We start from the raw sequence: 19,313 nt of genomic DNA, 5'->3' as shown, positions 1-19,313 counted from the left end.
ATGACCCGTCTGCTTCTCGTCCTCGTGCCGCTGGCCGTCATGCTGGGCGCCTTTGTCTGGATCGCCTCGCTCGATCCCTTGCGCGGCTTCAACAACGGCGCCCCCCCGGTCGAGGCGCTGACCGTCGAACGGACGATCCTCGATGGGTCGGGGATATCGCTCAGGGTGCGCGCCGGCGGATCGGAAGCGATGGTGGTCGCGCAGGTTGCCGTGGATGATGCATACTGGACCTTCACGCAGGAACCGGCGGGGCCGATTGCCCGAGGCGATGCGGTCTGGCTGCGCATTCCCTATCCGTGGGTCCTTGGCGAGGCCCATCATGTCAATCTGCTGACGAACACAGGCGCGACCTTTGGGCACGAGATCGCGGTTGCAGTTTCGACGCCAAGTCCCACCTGGGGGCAACTTCGGCTCCAGGCGGTGATCGGGGCGATCGTCGGCCTTTTGCCGGTAGCGCTTGGCCTGATGTTCTATCCGGCCATGAAGGGCGTCGGGCAAAGGGGGATGAACTTTCTGCTGGCGCTGACGGTCGGGTTGCTGGCCTTCCTGCTGATCGACACCATATCCGAGGCACTGGAGCTATCGGCAGAAGCGGCCGCGATATTCCAAGGTTCTGCCATGGTCTGGCTGGCGGCGCTTACAAGCTTTCTTCTATTGATGGCTATCGGGCGCTGGCGCGGCAATCCGGAAGGCATCGCGCTTGCGTTCTACATTGCCCTCGGGATCGGACTTCACAACTTCGGCGAAGGGCTGGCAATCGGCGGCGCATTCGCCGCCGGGTCGGCGGGGCTTGGAACTTTCCTCGTCCTAGGCTTTGCCTTGCACAATGTCACCGAGGGCATCGGTATCGCCGCCCCGATGCTTCGTGCCCGGCCAACGCTTTGGACGTTTGTCGCCCTGACCCTGCTCGCCGGTAGCCCGGCCATCCTCGGAATGTGGGCGGGTAGCCTTGCCTATGCGCCGCAATGGTCGGCACTGGCACTCGCCGTCGGAGCGGGTGCGATCCTGCAAGTCATGGTCGAGGTCAGCGCCTACCTTGTACGTCAAAACGCCGACAGGCAGGCGGCGCTGATGTCACCAGCCGTACTGGTCGGGTTTCTGGGCGGCATCGCCTTCATGTACGCGACGGCGGCATTGATCAAGATCTGAGCGGTGATCGGCTGTTTCGGCCTCATGGGGCGGTCGCCCAGCTCTATAAACTGACCCCGTCTGTCCACTGGGAGATCGCAATTTTCGTGCCCCAGTTTGTGCGCCCAAGAGACTTATTCTTTCGTGATTTCGAAATAAAGAGTTTGAGGCTAGAGCGACTAGAGGATCCCACAGATAGGTGAAAACACTGCAAATCCATCTGACTACTATTGCTGAGCCGCACGTCGAAATCGACTGTCTCATATTTTTGGTCTGTCACGATTCCGAGCCTCCGTGGTCACGTCCGTCAAGGTGGTGTAATTTCTCAGGTGGTCTGAGGTCATGATCAGGCGGCTTTCGTTGTGATGCTGAGAATGGGATCGATCTCCTCCTTGTCGATCTGAGCGAAGGCTTCGACCATCATGTAGCGGCTTGCGGTCTGCCATTCGTCGTTCTGTTCGAACAGAACGGCGCCGATCAGGCGCATTATGGAGGCCTCGTTGGGGAAGATCCCGACCACGTCGGCGCGGCGCTTCACCTCCTTGTTCAGGTGCTCGATGGGATTGGTGCTGTCAACTTGGTCCGGTGCTGGCGCGGGAACGACATGTAGGCCAGCACGTCGTGCTCGCAGTTGTCCATGAGGTCGGCCAGTTTGGGCCAGCGCGTGCGCAACTGCTCGGCCACCTTGCGCCAGGTCTCGCCGGCATGGACACGGTCGGGCTGGTCGAAGGCCTGCCGGATCGCGGCGGCAACGACGGTGTGCTGACCCCGCGAGACGTGCGCCAGCGCATCGCGCATCCAGTGAACCCGGCACCTTTGCCATGTCGCCTCGAAGACCCGGGCAATGGCGGCCTTGAGGCCGGTATGGGCGTCGCTGATCACCAGCCTGATGCCGCCGAGGCCGCGGGCCTTCAGGGAACGCAGGAACTCGGTCCAGAAGGTCTCGGCCTCCGAAGGCCCGATACCCAGGCCGATGATCTGGCGCCGACCCTCAGTATTGGCGGCGACAGCGATTATTGCTGCTACAGGCACGATCCGTCCGCCCTGACGGACCTTGAGATAGGTGGCGTCCAGCCAGAGATAGGGCCACTCGCCGCTGAGCGGCCGGTTCAGGAACTCGCCGACCCGTTCGTCGATATCCTTGCAGAGCTTGGAGACTGTGCTCTTCGAAATGCCCGAGAGCCCCATCGCCTGAACCAGTTCATCGACACGCCGTGTCGAGACCCCGCCGATCCAGGCCTCCTGGATGACCGCTACCAGCGCCTGCTCCGAGGTCTTGCGGGCCTCGAGGAAGCTGGGGAAATAGCTGCCCTGCCGCAACTTGGGCACCCGCAGGTTCAGCGTGCCCAAACGGGTATCGAGAGCGCGCTCTCGATACCCGTTGCGCCAAGTCGTGCGCTCGCCGTTGCGCTCATGCCGTCCGGCGCCGATCAGGCCCTCGACATCAGTCTCCATGATCAGCTGCAGCACTGCCTCGGCGACGGCGCGCAGAAAGTCGCCCTGGTCATGCTTTGCGAGAAGCTCGGAAAGGTCCATGTTGGTCTTGGTCATCGGGGTCTCCGTAAGGTTCGTGGTTGAAGTCGCCAAACTCAACCTCGACCATACACCTCGATGGCCACCCGGGATTACACCGATGAAGGCGCAGAAATTACACCACGTCCTCGGACACTAACGCCTCCGTGAACTATCAACAGATGTTACGCATCAAAACGAGTGCTTTTTTAGAGGTGTTTCATGGCATCGCCCGCCACATGCGGAAACGCCCCTGTTCGGTCACCTCGCGGATTAGACCTTGCGCTTTCATCCAAGCAAGGTTGCGCTGGACGGCGGCGCGGCTGGCACCGGTCAGGGTCTCGGCCATTGGAGCGGAGACGGCGGGCCATTCGGTCAGCACCGCGCGCAATGCAGGTGGTGTCTTGCCAGAGAGCGGTGCCATCATGTTGTCCGCCCGCGCTGACCATGCCTGGATATCGTCGAGGTGCCGCATCGCGGTCAGGCATGCTGTTTCCATTCCCTCGAGCCAACGCTGCATGCGCTCGGCAGGTGGGCCACTGGCGCGCAGCCCCCCTGCCCCGCGCATAGCCAGAGGCGCAAAGATGGCCCCCCCATTCGAATTCGCGCCTTCGCTGGCGGCAATGCGTGAGGCGGTAACCGCCGCTTCCATACGGTCGCCCTGTTGCCCGAGGCCCGCAAGGCTCCAGAGGTGAAACCCCATGCAGGCGCGCGTGATCGGGTGCAGGTCGGCGGCTTGCGCCATCAGGTCAAGCCAAACGCCTGCGCGATCTGCAAAGGGCTCGGCTTCATCCGCCATGTTTTTAGGGTCACGGCGATCGAGGAAAGCGGATAGGTCCACCTCTGGGCCGGGACCGCCTGTAAGGCGCCGCACCGCCCATCCGACACGCGCGAGCGCTGCGGTGTCGTCCTGCACCCCGGACAAGCGCATGGATATCCAGAGTGCCAGCCGATCCGGGCCAATTCGGTCGCCCACAAACCAGCTGAGGTCTGCCGCCTCCATCAGCGCGAGCCTGTGCCGCCAGCCCTCCGGGCCACGCCGCAAACGATCATCCAGCGCGCCAATCCGGCCAGCCACACGGGCGAGACGGGCGGCACTGCCCGCCTCGGCGCGTCGCCAATCGTCGAGGACTGCGGTTTCACGCGGCTTTGCCTTTGGCCCGGGCAGCAGATAATCCGGCTCCACTTCCATTGGACCGGGAAGGAACCACAGGTCGTCCTCGGACGTCTCTTCAATCCTCTCCGCATCCACTAGAGGATCGTCAAATTTATTATACTGCGTAGATACTTGAGGCTTCATATATGCAAGATACGGTACTTTTGCACATTACCCAAGTGTTTCGTCAGGGTGCGCCTGCACACCCTATATAGCACGCGCGCGCGGTGGTCTGCGAGATCCCTCTGATCGCGCTCGGCGTATGAAAACCAAGGGCCTTTTAATGAGTCGCACCACAGAGAGCGCCCTTGCATCTGTTTAGAAACGGTCGTTTACTGGATATATATTAAATTGCAAACGGCCCAGTTTCATGCCCCTGATTGGCTATGCGCGCGTCTCCACCGAGGATCAGACCCCCCTACCCCAGTCTGAGGCACTGCAGTCTGCGGGATGCGCCGAGATCTTTGAAGAGCACGCCTCGGGCGGCAATCGCGCGCGGCCCGTGCTTGCACGTGTGCTGGAGCGGATTGGCAAGGGCGACACGCTGGTCGTCGTGCGGATCGACCGGCTTGCGCGGTCTTTGTCGCACCTACTTGAGGTGATCGAAAGACTGGAGGGCAAGGGGGCGTTCTTCCGCTCGCTCCAGGACCCGATCGACACTGCCTCGCCCCAGGGCAAGTTCACGTTGCAGGTTCTGGGCGCTGCGGCTGAGTTCGAACGCGCTCTGATCCGCGAGCGTACCAAAGCCGGACTTGCCTCGGCACGCTCAAAGGGCCGCGTCGGCGGCAACCCAGGTCTTCGCGCCAAAGACCCTGAAGCGCTGCGCAAGGTGCGGCTGGCGCGACAGGACGGCTACATGGAGCGCTTGAACGAAACTGCGCAGGATTGGGTGCCCCATGTGCGCCGTTTGCGCCCCGATATGGCTTGGGAAGACGTCCTGCGGATCATCAATGGCCCCCTGCCCCATGATCGGCGCTGGACGCAAAGCCGCCTGCTCCGCGCCGTGAAGGCATACGTGGCGGACGGATTCCTGACCGCTGAAGTGCTTGGACGCGCTGGACGTCGCGAAACCGAAGATCGCCTGCCTGCGATTGTCGCCGCAATCAAAGGTTCTGACCCGGAGATCACCTTGCAGGCAATCTGCGACCGACTGGAATCCATGCGTGAGCGCACCCCTCGCGGTCGCACCAGCTGGCAGCCTTCCTCAGTCAGAATGCTGCTGGAGCGTGCTGAAAAGCTGGGGTTCCTCTGAGGATCACACTTGTGTTGGCCTAACCGATTGCCACTAAATCTAGAAAGTGCTTGCACGAATCTGGCTGGTCGGGCAATAGTCTCGAAAAATAACGCGCGGTCACATAAAAAACGCGCCCACGGATCGGGGCAGACATGAGCGAAGTAGAGCAGGATCTAGACATCGCCATCGGGCACTACGCGGAACTTCTCGCGTCGAACCTGCATGCTCAGCGCGCCGCACACTTCCCTCCGGATGCAAAGAAGGTGATGCGCACTTTGACCAGCGGCGAAGCTGCTGAGCTCCTTGGCGTCGACCATACCTATCTTCGGAAGCTTCATCGAGAAGGAAAGATCGTTGACGTTGAGACGACGGCTGGAAGTCATCGTCGCTATACGCTCGACGATATCTGGGAAATCCGGCAGACGCTTGAAGGAAACGCAAAAAAGTCTGGAACTTACGTGCCTGGGCGTCGCGACGGTGACGAGCTACAAGTTGTTTCAGTGGTGAACTTCAAGGGCGGCAGTGGCAAAACGACGACGTCTGCTCACCTCGCTCAGCGCTTGGCGCTCAAGGGGTACAGGGTTCTTGCGATCGATCTCGACCCCCAAGCATCTCTTTCGGCTCTTCACGGAATCCAGCCAGAACTCGACCTTATGGAGGGCGGAACCCTCTATGATGCCGTTCGCTATGACGATCCGGTTCCGATCGCCGACGTGATCCGCAAGACCTACATCCGCGGCCTTGATCTTATCCCGGGCAACCTTGAACTCATGGAGTTCGAGCACGAGACGCCTGCTGCTATCCAGCGAGGCGGAGCGAAAGCGTTCTTCGCGAGAGTTCATGACGCACTCGATAGTGTTGAAGCGAACTACGACGTTGTTGTGATCGACTGCCCGCCGCAGCTTGGTTTCTTGACGATGTCAGCACTTTCCGCGTCCTCGGGTGTCCTCGTGACGGTTCACCCGCAGATGCTTGACCTCATGTCGATGTCCCAATTCCTGCGAATGACCGCGGATCTCCTGGGAGTGATCAGGGATGCAGGCGCAAATCTGCGCTTCGATTGGCTGCGCTTTTTGCCAACGCGATACAAAGTCGGCGACGCACCACAAACCGAAGTCATCGCTTTCATTCGCGGACTGTTCGGGAGGTCGGTCCTGACCAATCACATGGTTGAATCGACCGCAATTTCTGATGCCGGCTTGACCAAGCAAACGCTCTACGAAGCTGACAAGAAGGACTTCACGCGTCAGACGTTTGATCGTGCGATCGAATCCATGAACGCAGTGAACGATGAGATCGCTGAAATCATCCAGAACACATGGGGGCGGAATGGCAAGAAAGCCTAAACTTGGCCTGCCGCTGCAGACCCTTCGCAACGCTCCTGACGCTCTTGAAGGGCGCCGACTGCGTGGCGGTGTATTTGAGATCGATCCGGCGCAGATTATTACCGAAGGACGATTGGATGACAGGCTTCAGATTGAAGTTGAGGGCCTGAAGAATTCAATCTCCAAGAATGGTCAGCGTGTGCCTGTCTTGGTCCGCCCACTGGAAGGCGATCGCTACAACCTGATCTATGGCCGCAGACGCCTGGAAGCATGTCGCGAGCTCGGTATCAAAGTTCGAGCCATCGTCACGGAAGTTGATGGTGATCAAGCGCTTCGAGATCAGCTTCTCGAGAACCAAGAGCGTCGTGATCTGAGCTTTATTGAACGTGCGCTTGTTGCGACGGCGCTTCTGGACGGTGACCATTTGGAAGGGGCTGAGCGCACCAATCGAGGTGTCGCCGAAGTCCTTAACCTCCACGAAGCTGGGGTTTCACAACTCTTGAGTGTCGTTCGGACGGTCGGCGAGGAACTCATCCAGGCAATTGGTGCGGCTCCCGGGATTGGTCGCCCGAGATGGGAAGAGCTCAAAAAGGCTTTGGGTGCCTACGACGGCGATCGAGACCAACTGCAAGCCGTAGCTCATGCAGCCAAGTCCGAAAGTTCCGGCTCGGTCGATGAGGTTTCTGAGCGTACGTTTCTCGCAGTTCTGTCAGCTGCGAAGAGCCCAGAGAAGAAAGCAAACCCGTCTAGAAAGGACGTGCCTGCTTTGGCGATCCCCGGTGTCGGAGCTGCGACGGTCAAGACCGGCCGCCAAGGCAAGCAGCTTAAACTCGATCTGACTACGGATGAACCTGATTTTATCAGCTGGTTGGAGGGCAATGCCCCAAAGCTGATTACCGAGCTTCATGAGCGCTGGAAGCGTTCAGGAGACTGAGGAAGAGCAACCAACAAGAAGGAGGCACGATACAGGCAAAAAGAAAAAGGCCCCGAGAAGCTAGCTTCACGAGACCTTTGTAAGGTTTCGCACCGGGATCAGCCCGCTACAAAATCTCAGTTTTCGCACTTCTGAATGTAGCGTTCTGGCCCCTACCCCGCAAGCGCAAAGCGATTCGCGGGCCGTAGAAATTTTGCCTTCGTGAACGTTTTCATGGAGTACACACCGATTTCGCCGTTTATGCGGCCTATCTCGCACGCCCATCTACGCGTGATCGAGCGACCCGAGGCATCTGTTCCGGGTAGACCCGTCAACAAGTGGGAACTCCTGCGCGAGCTCTCCAAGGCGCAAGCGGCCTTTGGCGTGTCAGAACGTGATTTGACTGTTTTGCAGGGGCTCCTCAGCTTCTTTCCAGACGATGCACTTGGCGGGAACGCCGAGATGGTAGTCTTCCCCTCGAACAAGGCGATCTGTGAGCGCCTGAATGGTATGCCCTGCTCCACTATGCGTCGTCATCTCGCGCGTCTTGTCGAGGCTGGTTTGCTCCAGCGTCGTGATAGCCCCAATGGAAAGCGCTACGTCCGCAAGCACGGCGAAGAGCGCGTCGCCTTTGGCTTCGATCTTTCCCCGCTCTACTGCCAGTCCGAGGAGATAGCACGGGCCGCAGAGGTCGTACGTGAGGCTGAGGAGCGCGTCAGGCGTCTGAGAGAGGTTGTAAGCCTCATGCGGCGTGATCTCGCGGCCCTCGCGGAGTTCGGAGACGAGATGCAGCCAGGCTTAGGCATCTGGGACCAGCTTCGTGACAAGGCTATCCTCACAGCGCGCGCGCTTCGCCGCAAGCTTTCAATTGAGGCCCTCGCGGCCTATCGAGCCGATCTTGAAGCGCTCCTCGATCAGGCACGCAACATCATTGATGGCTCTGAAACAGAAGAAATGAACACCAATGATGCTCGATCTGAGCGCCACCATTATAATTCAAATAAAGAATCCATAGATCTTGAACCTGCTTTAGAAAAAAGCGGGGTGGCGGCCTGCGTGCCAGATGTGGACAGGGATGAGCCCGTGGCTGACGTCGATGAACAGGACACAAGACACCTGCCAAAGATCCCCCTGCACCTGGTGATCACGGCATGTCCCTCGCTCAAGACCTTCTACCAAGGCGAAATCCGGCATTGGTACCAGCTTTTTGATGCGGCATGCCATGTGCGACCAGCCATGGGGATCAGTGCATCTGCATGGGAAGAAGCGCAGCGGTTCATGGGTCCGGAGCAAGCGTCGATCGTCGTTTCTGCCATGCTGGAACGCTTTGAGGACATCAGATCGCCTGGTGGATACTTGCGAGCTCTGACTGCCAAAGCTGTGGCCGGTGAGTTTTCCTGTGGGCCGATGGTAATGGCATTGATTGGACGACGATCTGCAGCTTAACAGCTGTTAAGGTTGAGAGACTGCGTACTGTTCCGCCACCTCGGGACTGACGACTTAACAGCTGTTAAGGTCCTGTCTCGGGAGCGTCAGAACAGCAGAGGGAAAGGTTTGTTGGTTTGAGGGGTGACGGGAAGTAAGATCGGAAGAGTGGCTTCCGGCGCCCGTCGTGGAGAAGATCTGATGGCGAAATCTGCTCAGAAAGTCACCCTGTCCCCGTCCCGGGACATTCCCTTCGACAAGCTCGTGCTGAGCCAGTCCAACGTCCGGCGCATCAAGGCCGGCATCTCGGTCGAGGAACTGGCCGAAGACATCGCCCGCCGCGGGTTGCTGCAGAGCCTGAGCGTCCGGCCCGTTCTGGCGGATGACGGGTCCGAGACCGGCAAGTTCGAAATCCCCGCTGGCGGCCGGCGCTTCCAAGCACTCTCGCTCCTGGTGAAGCAGAAGCGTCTGGCCAAGACGACGCCCATCCCGTGCATCGTACGGGATGCCACTTCCGCGATCCTCGCCGAAGACGACTCGCTCGCTGAGAACATGCAGCGTGCAGCCCTGCATCCGCTCGACCAATTCCGCGCCTTCGTGGCGTTTCGGGAGAAGGGTCAGGGCGATGAAGAGATCGCGGCCGCTTTAGTCGTCACGCCGCAGGTGGTCAAACAGCGCCTGAAACTCGCCGCCGTGGCCCCTGCCCTGCTCGAGCCTAATGCCGAGGATGAAATGACGCTGGACCAGCTAATGGCCTTCACGGTCAATCCGGATCACGAGCGCCAGGTTCAGGTTTGGGAGGCGATCCGGTCGCTCTGGAACAAGGAGCCCTATCAGTTTCGGCGGATGTTGACCGAAACCTCTGTGCACGCCTCTGACCGTCGTGCCGTCTTTGTCGGAGTCGAGGCATATGAGTCGGCTGGAGGCACCATGTTGCATGACCTCTTCCAGGGCGATGACTGCGGCTGGCTGGAAGACCCTGCCCTGCTCGATCGTCTGGTCAGCGAGAAGCTTCAGGCTGAAGCCGAAGCCATAGCGACCGAGGGCTGGAAATGGATCGAAGTCTCGCTCGATCTGCCCTATGGCTACAGCCACGGTTTTCGGCGGCTGAGCGGAGACCCGGCGCCGATGACAGATGATGAAGGCGCGGGCCATGCCAACCTGCTTGCCGAGTATGCCACCCTCGAATGGGTCGACTGGTTCAACAACCGCCGCCTGCTCGAGCCCATCGGGAATATCCCGCCAGGGGCGGAATGCCAACCTTCACGGTGACACATCAGTTGTCGCCTCAACGACGTGATCGCGGAAACCCGTTCCAGAAATGATGCCCGCAGGTTTATTTAGTCCAACCCAGCCACATTGCACCTGCGCTCTAGATTCTCTGTGAAAAACCAAATCGGCATGTCTGTGCGGTAAATGTTGGGTGTAAACTGGACTAGATGGCGATATATAGATGTTATGCCTGTCGATTTCTCTGCCTTATCGCCCGCTGAGTTCGAGGCGCTTTCAGCCGATCTTATCGGTCGTGCTCTTGGCATCCGCTTCGAGCAATTCGGCGAAGGAGCCGATGGTGGAATAGATGGACGCCACGCGCCGGAGGCGCAAAGCCTGACGATCCTACAAGCTAAGAGATACGAGAGATCTGCTATCTCAGCTTTGAAGCGTGAGATGTCCAAGGAGCGAGCGAAGATCGATCAGTTGGCGCCCGATCGCTACATCCTGTCAACGTCTGTAGCGATGACCCCACAACGGAAGCAGGACCTCGTGGAAATTTGCGGCCCCGCCATTCGATCTCCGGCAAACATCTTCGGGCGCGAGGATCTTGAAGCGTTGCTGCGCGCTCATCCTGACATCGAGGAAGCTCATCCCAAGTTATGGACCCCTGCGAGCGGTAGTACGCTGAAGCGGATGCTGAATGAGACGCTGGATGAGCGCGAGGGCCGCTTGACGCCACCTTCCGTCCTTCAAGCGTTGCTTCCAAAGCCAGGGATGGACAGCGAGGTTGAGGCGGAGGCGCAACGGGATACCCTGTTCCTCGTCGGAGTACGCCCCGACCACGACCAGTTCATTCTATGGCTAGGTCCAAAGCTCGAAGCGCACGGGTATCGCGTTTTTTCCGAAATCCTGACCCTAGAGCCTGGAGACAGATGGCACAAGGAGATTGGAGTGGCACTGGAGCACCGCGCTGCGAAAGTGCTGGCGGTGGCGGGCGTGGCCACACGCGCCAACGAAGACGCTATGGATCTCATTGACAGGGCGAAAACGCTTGCCGCAAGTCTCGGCGACGCTCGCTTGATAGTCCCGCTACGGATTGAGGAGGGGGCCAAGATTGATGGTCTCCGCGATGCGACGCCTGCCGATTTCACACGCGGTTGGGCGGAAGGGCTTTCGAAGCTTCTTGAGACGCTGCGCCGCCAAGGCGTGACGTGCAGTCGTGAGAACATCGCGGTCGCAGCTCAATGGGACAGCTTCCGCAAGCGCGGTGCCGTTCCGCTGGTCCGCGAGCCAGAGTCCTTGGTTTCGAATTGGATTCAGATATTGGAAATGCCCGATGAACTCCACTTCTACGAGGCGACGGGAGCAGTCCAAACCGGCGTCCTCAAGAGACGGGTGCAAGGGCTGTCGTTTCCCGCCGTCGCGCATGAGCGAGGCGTGATCACTTTCGCAGCGCCGCCTGATATTGAGGAAAGCCTCGGAGGTGTGGCGAAGTTGCGCCTGCGTACATCTGTGCCGATTGTGGATGCGGTGGATAAGGGTATGCCCGAGATCGGTGTCGCAGGGCGCGATTTGTCGAACATGCTCACGGCCCTGCTGCGCGATGGATGGGAACGGCACTGCAGGAAGATCGGCATGGTCGCTTACGCGTACTCCAACGGCGATGGTTTCCATGTGTCCCCCAGCCAGGTTGGAATTGGTGAACGGGTACCCTGGGGCCGGCAAGGCGAGCGCCGGTCGTCGATGCTGCGCAACATTGCCCGAAAGCATGTCTGGTCGTATGGGGTTACAGCGATTCCTCGGAACTGGCCTTTCTGGCACTTCCGCCTGAAGGCGCGCGTCCTTTTCGCGGAGGACAACGATACAGAGCTGGGCGGACGCATAGACGACCCGAAGAAGATGCATCGCCTTCGCAGATCGGGCTGCAAGGGTTGGCGCAACAAGCAATGGCATGGGCGGCTTCTGGCATTCCTTCAGATTATGTCCGGTGAGTCGGCCTACATTCGGGTTTCGCTGGCTCCGGGCCAGGACATGCTTCGTTCAGCTGAGCCACTTCTCTTCACGTCACCGGTCAGCACCGCACTTCCAGACGTGGGCGATCCGGATGCCGAAGAGCAGGACGAAAGCACGCTCGGTCGGCCAGGGGCTGATGACAAAGATGCTGTGCCCGAAGGAGACGGTTCATGAGGTTTTCCGAGGCACACTTGATCGTGGATCATTTCGACGAGCCAGAACTCGACTTCTGCCATGACCAGAGAAGTCACCACCCAAAGGATGGCCTTTATCTATATGGACCTCATGACGGTCCTAGGAAGGCTCGAGAGGTTCGAATTGGGGTTGTCGGGACGTCGGTCGGGATCGGCCACTTCCGCTCTTGGAGCCGACGGCTGCTTTCGGGGATACCGGTGCCGCCTCCGGGGCCGACGGAGAAGAAGGACCGCCTTCATCTCGCGGATTTCGCCGGGCTGGAAGAGACATTCGGCGTTACGTTCGATCCAGATCGGCTCAGGGCGCTGACGGTCGAGTTCGACGCTATCGAGCGTGCGACGAGGGTGCAGAACATGCACGAGGCCGTCGATGCGGTCGCCCGTATCTACACTGAGCGCGTCCACAAATTCAGGCGGAACGAAGAGGGATCGATCGACGTATGGATATTCGTCGTGCCCGAGATAGTCTATGAGCGCTGCCGTCCGGAATCGAGGCGGGCCGGTCTGACCCTCGTCGCCGGAAAAACGCCCAAGAAGCAGCGCGCAAGGTCACCCCAGTCATTCCTTTTCATGGACGAACGGTTCAACCCGCGCATCGAGGACGTGTTTGACGACATTCCCGACTTCCGTAGGCACATTAAGGCGACCTTGCTCTCGATCGCGCCATCTCAGATCTTGCGCGAGTCGACCCTCGAACCGACAGCGTTCACCAACAATGCGGGCTATCCCAAGCGAACCACCCAAGACCCGGCGACAGTGGCGTGGAACATCGCGACGGGGCTTTACTACAAGACTCAGGACCGACCGCCCTGGAGGCTGTCGAACGTGCGCGAAGGGGTATGCTACATCGGGATGGTCTACAAAAACCTCCCGAACAACCGCGATAATCACGTCTGCTGCGCGGCGCAGATGTTTTTGAGTGAAGGCGATGGCGTGGTGTTCCGCGGCGCGAATGGCCCTTGGAAGACCGGCGAGTACGAGTACCATCTAAACGCCCACGCCGCGGAAGAACTCTTAGGAACTGTGATCGAAGCGTATCGGGACCTGCATTCCGAACCGCCCAAGGAGCTCTTCATCCATGGGCAGGCGTCATTCAACGACGAGGAGTGGAATGCCTTCTGTCGCGCGGCGCCGAAAGGGACGAATGTCGTCGGTGTACGGATCAGGCCAACGGGTGGTGACGCAAAGCTCTTCCGTGCAGGCGACTACCCCGTGATCAGGGGAACGGCCCTAAATCTGGACGAGAAAAACGCCTACCTTTGGACGAGCGGCTACGTCCCTCAGCTGGATACGTATATCGGGCCTGAAACACCCAACCCGCTTATGGTGACGATCTTGCGCTCAAAGCATCGTCAACCAGAGATGCGGACGGTTCTTTCTGACATCATGGGACTGACAAAGATCAACTATAACTCGTGTAACTTCAACGACGGGCTGCCGGTAACGGTTCGCTTCGCGAAGATGGTCGGCGACATCCTTGTGATGGGTTCGGCGCGGGAGGGCGGACCGCAGCCATTCAAATTCTATATCTAGCGGGGCTACTTTCGGGAATGTGCTCGGATGCGGACAGCCTGTTCAAAGGGTAGCTGCGCGGCATGGTCGAGAAGGCCGGGGCAGGGGAGCTGCATCTCGAACGCAGCTACTATGGCCGGCTCAGCGGGCAGGCGGCGTGACGCAGTTCGTCCAGATTACATCGGAATTCGGGCTTTCGCGTTCGAACCGCGGGTGAGAGGCAGCGACACCCGATGCCACGCCAACTGGCCGCGCTGTCCGGGGATCACAAACCTGTGGCCTTCGTCAGATTCACCCGGAACCGATCACGGCGGCGCTGGTAGCGGCGGGTCATCTCGGCCGAGGCGTGGCCCAGGTGTTTCTGGACGTAGCGCTCGTCGACCTCGGCCGAACTGGCGAGGCCGGCGCGCAGCGAATGACCGGAGAACAGGGCGAGCCGGTCTTTCTCGGGCAGCTCCGCGCGGAGCCCGGCGTCGAGCACCGTGCGCTTGATCAGGCGGGCCACGTGCTTGTCGTTGAGCCGCCCCACCAGCGCCCGCTTGCCGTCCCGCGAGGTCCGGGTGAAGACCGGGCCGAAGTCGATCTTCGCGAAGTGCAGCCATTGCTCCAGCGCGTGCACCGGGCAGGTCTGGTCCTTCGATCCGCGGCCCACCTCGACCTCGCGCCAGCCGGTCTTGGCGTTGAGCGTGAGCAGGGCGCCGCCACCCTCCTTGCCGTCTAGGATCTCGATCCAGCCGCCGGAGTCCGGCGTGTCATCCCTGTGGACGTCGAGGCTGACGATCTCAGAGCGGCGCAGGCCACCGGCGTATCCCAGTAGAAGGATCGCGCGATCTCGCAGTCCGCGGAGGTCGAAAGGAAGGGTGGTGACCATCGCGAGGATGTCCTCGGCCAGGATCGCCGCCTTCTGCACCGGCGGGCGGGCATGCTTGCGCTTGATCCCCGCCATCACCGTCGCGATGTGGCGGTTCTTGCGATCGAGAGTGTAACCTCGTTGCGCATAGTTCCAGGCGAGACCGGACAGGCGGCGGTCGATCGTGCTGACCGACAGGGGCCGGGACGCCGACTGCGAAGGTGAGAGGCTCATCCCGGAGGCCAGGTCCGCCAGATAGAGCCCGATCATCTCCGGCGACGGAGGCAACGGCTCGGCACCCTTCATCCGGCACCAACGAGCGAAGTGCGCCCAATCCCTCGCGTAGGCCTTCAGCGTGTTGTCCGAGGCCGCGGCGCGGGCATAATCGCGGGCCGTGTCGACCAGTCGATCGAGGGTTCCGGACCCTGCGATATGCGAGGGCAGGGCGATGCCAGCGCTTTCCTGTTGATCGCTCTCGTCTCCGTCGTTTCGTTGGCTCATCTCAAGAATGCTCCGAGAAATGCGCGTTCGAGTGCAACGAGAGGCAGCGCATTTGGAGGCACCTTGCCAACAAACGACGAAGCTGAGCATCATTATGCTTACCGGAGGGCGTTGACGTCGATTTCTTGGTCTCTGAGGGCATTTTTCAGAAAATCCAGCGGTGAGATTGAACTGCCTTCTAGCAGTATCTCTTGATGTCCGATAATGCAAACTTATTGGACATAGTGAAGAGCAGTAGGGTGGGGCGGTTTGTACGCCATATTGTGGACGAAAGCGCCGCCTTGGGTTAGGCTTCCGGTATGACATTCGCCCGACACGATCCCATCAGCGACCTCGACACATTACCCCGGATGCCAGCCTGGGTCACCTCCGCGCGAGCTGAAACCCTTGAAGATGTTGCGTTTTTGTCGGGCGCCGCGCTGAACTACCTGCATCTTGTGTTGGAACGCGAGGATGTCCCCCAGACCTTGCTCCGGGCACGGCTGGCGCTGCGCACGGCGGAGGCGTGTGTGACGCACCAGGGACGCCAGGAACGAGCGTCGGAGCTGCGTGATGCGGTGGCATTCTTGCAGCCCGGCGACAGCCCCGGACCGGCGGGAGAGGTCTGTCTGTCCTGGCAGTGCGCGGTCGAACGACCAGTTTCGACCAAGGCGCTGCATCGGGCGTTGCCTAATGTTGAAGTGGAGCAGATCGCAACGTGGCTGGATGTGGGGCAGGGAGCGCCGGTCCCGCGTGCCGCGGCCGTATTCCAAGCCGTGATCGAGGATCGCCCGCGGGATGCCGCTACGGCGTCGATCTTGGCTGACGCGGCTTTGGCACAAGGGCTCGGATGGTCTTATGTCCTGCCGCTTCTGGCGCTCGGTCTGAGTCGTGCCGATCTGCGGAAGAGCGGCGCAGACCTGCAACTGGCCTGTCATCGGGCGATTGCGGCGGCGGCGACCGAAGCGACCCGAGAGGCCACTGATCTTGCCCGCCGTGTGGCGCGCTTGAAGGAGGTCGCGCCGAAGCTCCGGGCGAAGGGATCCGATGAGGCTTTGGTACTGTTCCTGAGCCGAGACGTGGTAGCGCCGGCGTCGCTCATCTCGCTGCGTTCCGATCGCGCGGCACGTCGGTTCTGCGACCGGCTGGTTGAGTTGGGCGCCGTGCGTGAGCTGACCGGGCGCGACACCTTCCGGCTTTATGGGGTCTGACCGATGGCCAAGGATCACTCCGAAGCCGATCTGGACCGAGAGTTGACTGACCTGCCCGCCGACCTGCGCTGGCGGGAATGGATGCGCCGGATCGAGGCGGTGCTCTTCGCGTCCGCCTCGCCAGTACCGCGCGAGGATCTGGCCCGGGTGGTGGGGCAGGGGGCCTCGGTCGATCTGCTGATCGAGGACCTTGCAGCCGATCTCGAAGGCCGGTCCTTCGAGCTCGCGAAGGTCGCTGGCGGATGGCTGTTGCGGACGCGGTCGGCCTATGCGCCAGCGATCCGGGCGGCCGCCGATGTGGGCGAGCAGGATCTCGATCTGCGCGAGTACGACGTCGCTGTGCTGGCGGCCATCGCCTATCACCAGCCGATCACCCGCGACGGACTCAAGGACATCTTCGGCAAGGAGATCAGCCGGGACTTGATCGGGCGGCTGCATGCACGCGGTCTCATCGGCACGGGACCACGATCCCCACGACGCGGGGCGCCCTACACCTACGTGACGACGGATCAGTTCCTCACGGCGTTCGATCTGGAGTCGCTCCGGGACTTGCCGGATCGGGAGCAATTGGAAGACGCGGGATTGGCGGAAGGATGATGCTTGTGCGTCGTGCCATTCGTCCTATCGCTCAAATCTGCCCTATCTGTGAGTTATAGAATGGCATCCTATAACTCATGACGGACTCGGGGCAGAGGGTTGGCGGACCGGTGGTCAAAGCCGAGCGGTGTTCGAATCGACAAGACGGTCGCAGTCAGAGCGTGTTGATTTCGGCTTCCAGCCCTGCGATTGCGCTCATCACGTCATCAAAGCTTGGCGCGTCGCCGATGATCATTTCCCGCATTCCCGCGTAATCCCGACGGAGGGCTGCCTCGAGCTTCTCATTGGGAAGCAGGCGCAGTGATCCTGGCTTCGCGTCCTCGTATCTTGCCCAAGCCGCCTTGAAGAACACGGACTTGTGGTGGCCGACCTCGTCGAGGAGGTAAATGTGAGCCAGCGCACGCGCCTTGGCATCGTGCCCGATCAGCTGGGCCATGTCGTAGTAGTGACGGGACATTCGGTCGGCGAGTGGTTTCTGTTCATCCTGATGGAAGAGCATATGGAGGATCGTCGCTTTCTCCCAGAAAGTTCGTTCGATCCCGAGAGTTCGGGCATCGACAGCATTCAACCCAGGCAGATCAGGAAAGGCTTGTTGGACGTAAGCCACAATTGGCCGTTGTTCAGCCGGGAGCTGTGCCCCACGTGCACCGAACTCGAACCGAATGACCGGCTGGATGTAGCTGTCACTGTCGGCACGTAGCGAGGGATAGGCGAACAGCACGGTTTGTGGGTCGTCTTCATCAATCGTGAGGGAGAAGGGCAGTTCGAGGCTTGCGGAGAAAACCGCGTTGATCTCATCAAGCAAGGGTCCCGCGACAGTGGCCTCGGCGGCATCCTGAAGATCTTGCAGCAGAGATTTGCGTTTGCCGCTAGAAAGGTCAGGGTTCTCTGGATCGCGATCTCCCTCAAACCCGAGTTGGGTGCGGTCGAGCGATAGATCCACATCCTCGGAAAACCGGTGGATCACGTCGTAAGCCTTCGAAAGCGACGTGCCTCCCTTGAAGATCAGGTGATCGCCAAAGGAGGGCAGGGCGAAGAGATGGTGGAGCGACCAGCAGACCCAGAAGTCCTTCTCAACAATCGCCTTGGCAAAGCCAAGTTCTGCCGCGGCTTGTCCAAAGGCTTCGTCACGATGCTCAGGTGTATCGTTCGCGAACCGATCCATGCTCAGGCGCGTGCCACGATCTGCTGGACGACCGGATGCATCCAGGCTGGGGCATGTCGGCTTTGCTTTGCGAGCTGCGCCCGATCCCTGGCATCCAGCGAGCGGGCAATCTTGCCGATCACCTGATCGTCGACACGATCCTTGCCGACATAGCGGAGCGCCTGGAAAACAGTGCCTGTCTTCGACCCAGCCCCGACCAGCGTCTTCGGAGAGGCATTGCGGAACTGGATCACCTGCCGCCCGACCGTCTTCGTTCGGGTAGGCCCGTCGGTCATGTAGGTCGGATTAGACGGGACCTGGGTGGACAGGCCGAGCTGGTTCGCCGCCATGGCAGGGGAGGGTTGCAGAACCTGGTTGTCCTTCCGGGCAACAGCGCGCGCGATGTCATCGGCGGATGGCGCCAATAGTCCGAAGCGCGGGCTGAGCCTGGGATAATCGTAGAGCCCACGTGTCAGCCGCCGGATCACACCTTGATCGGCCAGGCGCGATAACGCCTGATCCACGCTTGCGCGCGACCCGATATCGAGGAAGTCCGAAGGTGCGAAGATGGCGCCTCGGCCCTTCCCTAGGATGCGTTGCTTGATTTTCGACGTGATCATGGTTCAACTCCATGTCAGAAAATATGGTATGTTTTTCTGAACGTCAAGTGGAGCGGCATTGACCAAGTGTATACGCCGGGTGAAGCCGCTGAACTGTGATTTGTGTGCGAAGAAGAGCGACTATGCGTCCGAAGCAGACATCCGAATAGCAGAGCTTACTTTGCGGGTGCCTAAAGCGAGATGGGGCCGTTGGTATCTGCTGTCTGCTGTGACATTCCGAATGCCACGGTCATGCTCCCGATTGGGAAGGCATACGAATCGTCAATTTCTAGCTCGGTAACGGCCTGTTGGCGTTGTATGAGATCCTCGCAAAGCTTGCTCAGGGTTACGAGCGCACCCGAGGAAATCGATTGGAGTAAGCTCGCCCAATCTGTCCAGGCGGCTCTCCGATCCAGGCCTCCAGCCGATAGCAGCGGCCCGGTGTACCGGCCTATCACGACCAACAGCACATCTGTTTCCGAATCCAGCGTCATATTTGCCCGTACGCCGAGTTCTGCTGTGCCGTAGGCATCTAACCATCTAAGTGTCGCCGCGACCCACTTGTTGCCGCCTTGTTCAAAGTTGCGTGCGGCGCTGAGCTTTGCCTTGTCGTCCAGGCCAACCGGATCTTGCCATTTCAGCTGGAACAACAAAGCTGTGTTTTGCTTGACCTGCCCCCCGCGAAATCCCTCATCATGATGTAGAGTCTGCCCAACCTTGAAGGAGCAGACGAATGCGAAAGAGCCGTTTTACCGAGGCGCAGATTATCGGGATGATCAAGGAGCAAGAGGCGGGCATGCCGACG

Annotated in this window: 14 protein-coding genes and 2 pseudogenes; 10 read left to right on the top strand and 6 right to left on the bottom strand. The window is 60.2% G+C overall.

What is annotated here, in order from left to right:
* Positions 1-1,149, top strand: coding sequence for a ZIP family metal transporter (locus AB9K34_RS10985; RefSeq protein ID WP_369954469.1), 1,149 nt, complete (start codon positions 1-3; stop codon positions 1,147-1,149).
* Between the two features lie 325 nt (positions 1,150-1,474).
* Here the strand turns inward: AB9K34_RS10985 and AB9K34_RS10980 are convergent.
* Both AB9K34_RS10980 and AB9K34_RS10975 read right to left on the bottom strand, forming a co-directional pair.
* Positions 1,475-2,679 (bottom strand): annotated as a pseudogene (locus AB9K34_RS10980) (IS256 family transposase).
* Positions 2,680-2,860: 181 nt separating this feature from the next.
* A complete protein-coding gene (locus tag AB9K34_RS10975) occupies positions 2,861-3,940 on the bottom strand; it encodes a hypothetical protein (RefSeq protein ID WP_369954468.1) in 1,080 nt (359 codons plus the stop codon).
* Between the two features lie 226 nt (positions 3,941-4,166).
* Here AB9K34_RS10975 and AB9K34_RS10970 point away from each other — a divergent pair, with 226 nt between their 5' ends.
* The 7 genes and pseudogenes from AB9K34_RS10970 (at position 4,167) to AB9K34_RS10940 (ending at position 13,648) form a co-directional block, all read left to right on the top strand.
* Positions 4,167-5,048: a recombinase family protein gene (locus AB9K34_RS10970; protein ID WP_369954467.1), complete on the top strand. Its 882-nt coding sequence runs from the start codon at positions 4,167-4,169 to the stop codon at positions 5,046-5,048.
* A 134-nt stretch (positions 5,049-5,182) separates the two neighbouring features.
* Complete coding sequence (gene repA, locus AB9K34_RS10965; protein ID WP_369954466.1) at positions 5,183-6,376, top strand: plasmid partitioning protein RepA; 1,194 nt, start codon at positions 5,183-5,185, stop codon at positions 6,374-6,376.
* On the top strand, positions 6,360-7,289 hold the full coding sequence (gene repB, locus AB9K34_RS10960) for a plasmid partitioning protein RepB (protein WP_369954465.1): 930 nt from the start codon (positions 6,360-6,362) through the stop codon (positions 7,287-7,289). Before repA ends, repB begins: the two co-directional genes overlap by 17 nt.
* A 213-nt stretch (positions 7,290-7,502) precedes the next feature.
* Positions 7,503-8,714: a plasmid replication protein RepC gene (gene repC, locus AB9K34_RS10955; RefSeq protein ID WP_369954464.1), complete on the top strand. Its 1,212-nt coding sequence runs from the start codon at positions 7,503-7,505 to the stop codon at positions 8,712-8,714.
* Between the two features lie 180 nt (positions 8,715-8,894).
* A pseudogene (locus AB9K34_RS10950) lies at positions 8,895-9,881 on the top strand (ParB/RepB/Spo0J family partition protein); the annotation flags it as partial.
* 270 nt (positions 9,882-10,151) lie between these two features.
* Positions 10,152-12,095, top strand: coding sequence for a TIR domain-containing protein (locus AB9K34_RS10945; RefSeq protein WP_369954463.1), 1,944 nt, complete (start codon positions 10,152-10,154; stop codon positions 12,093-12,095).
* Positions 12,092-13,648 carry a hypothetical protein gene (locus AB9K34_RS10940; protein ID WP_369954462.1) on the top strand — a complete coding sequence of 519 codons (1,557 nt, stop codon included), beginning with the start codon at positions 12,092-12,094 and terminating at the stop codon, positions 13,646-13,648. Before AB9K34_RS10945 ends, AB9K34_RS10940 begins: the two co-directional genes overlap by 4 nt.
* A gap of 244 nt (positions 13,649-13,892) precedes the next feature.
* On the opposite strand, the gene AB9K34_RS10935 is transcribed toward AB9K34_RS10940, so the two are convergent.
* Positions 13,893-14,978 carry a tyrosine-type recombinase/integrase gene (locus AB9K34_RS10935; protein WP_369954461.1) on the bottom strand — a complete coding sequence of 362 codons (1,086 nt, stop codon included), beginning with the start codon at positions 14,976-14,978 and terminating at the stop codon, positions 13,893-13,895.
* A gap of 299 nt (positions 14,979-15,277) precedes the next feature.
* Between AB9K34_RS10935 and AB9K34_RS10930 the strand changes: the two genes are divergently transcribed.
* Together AB9K34_RS10930 and AB9K34_RS10925 are read left to right on the top strand one after the other, a co-directional pair.
* Complete coding sequence (locus tag AB9K34_RS10930; protein ID WP_369954460.1) at positions 15,278-16,168, top strand: DUF1403 family protein; 891 nt, start codon at positions 15,278-15,280, stop codon at positions 16,166-16,168.
* 3 nt (positions 16,169-16,171) lie between these two features.
* On the top strand, positions 16,172-16,765 hold the full coding sequence (locus tag AB9K34_RS10925; RefSeq protein ID WP_274574959.1) for an SMC-Scp complex subunit ScpB: 594 nt from the start codon (positions 16,172-16,174) through the stop codon (positions 16,763-16,765).
* A 154-nt stretch (positions 16,766-16,919) separates the two neighbouring features.
* Here AB9K34_RS10925 and AB9K34_RS10920 read toward each other — a convergent pair whose 3' ends face one another.
* The 3 genes from AB9K34_RS10920 to AB9K34_RS10910 all read right to left on the bottom strand — a co-directional run bounded on the left by AB9K34_RS10920 (position 16,920) and on the right by AB9K34_RS10910 (position 19,158).
* Entirely contained in the window at positions 16,920-17,930 is a 1,011-nt protein-coding gene (locus AB9K34_RS10920; RefSeq protein WP_369954459.1) for a nucleotidyl transferase AbiEii/AbiGii toxin family protein, read from the bottom strand.
* Positions 17,931-17,932: 2 nt separating this feature from the next.
* Complete coding sequence (locus AB9K34_RS10915; RefSeq protein WP_369954458.1) at positions 17,933-18,529, bottom strand: DUF6088 family protein; 597 nt, start codon at positions 18,527-18,529, stop codon at positions 17,933-17,935.
* A 170-nt stretch (positions 18,530-18,699) separates the two neighbouring features.
* A complete protein-coding gene (locus AB9K34_RS10910) occupies positions 18,700-19,158 on the bottom strand; it encodes a hypothetical protein (RefSeq protein WP_369954457.1) in 459 nt (152 codons plus the stop codon).
* Positions 19,159-19,313: the final 155 nt, after the last annotated feature.

It is taken from the genome of Sedimentitalea sp. XS_ASV28, assembly GCF_041224545.1.
In the GTDB taxonomy this organism is placed as follows: Bacteria; Pseudomonadota; Alphaproteobacteria; order Rhodobacterales; family Rhodobacteraceae; genus Sedimentitalea.
This window is presented reverse-complemented; position numbering and strand designations above follow the sequence as displayed.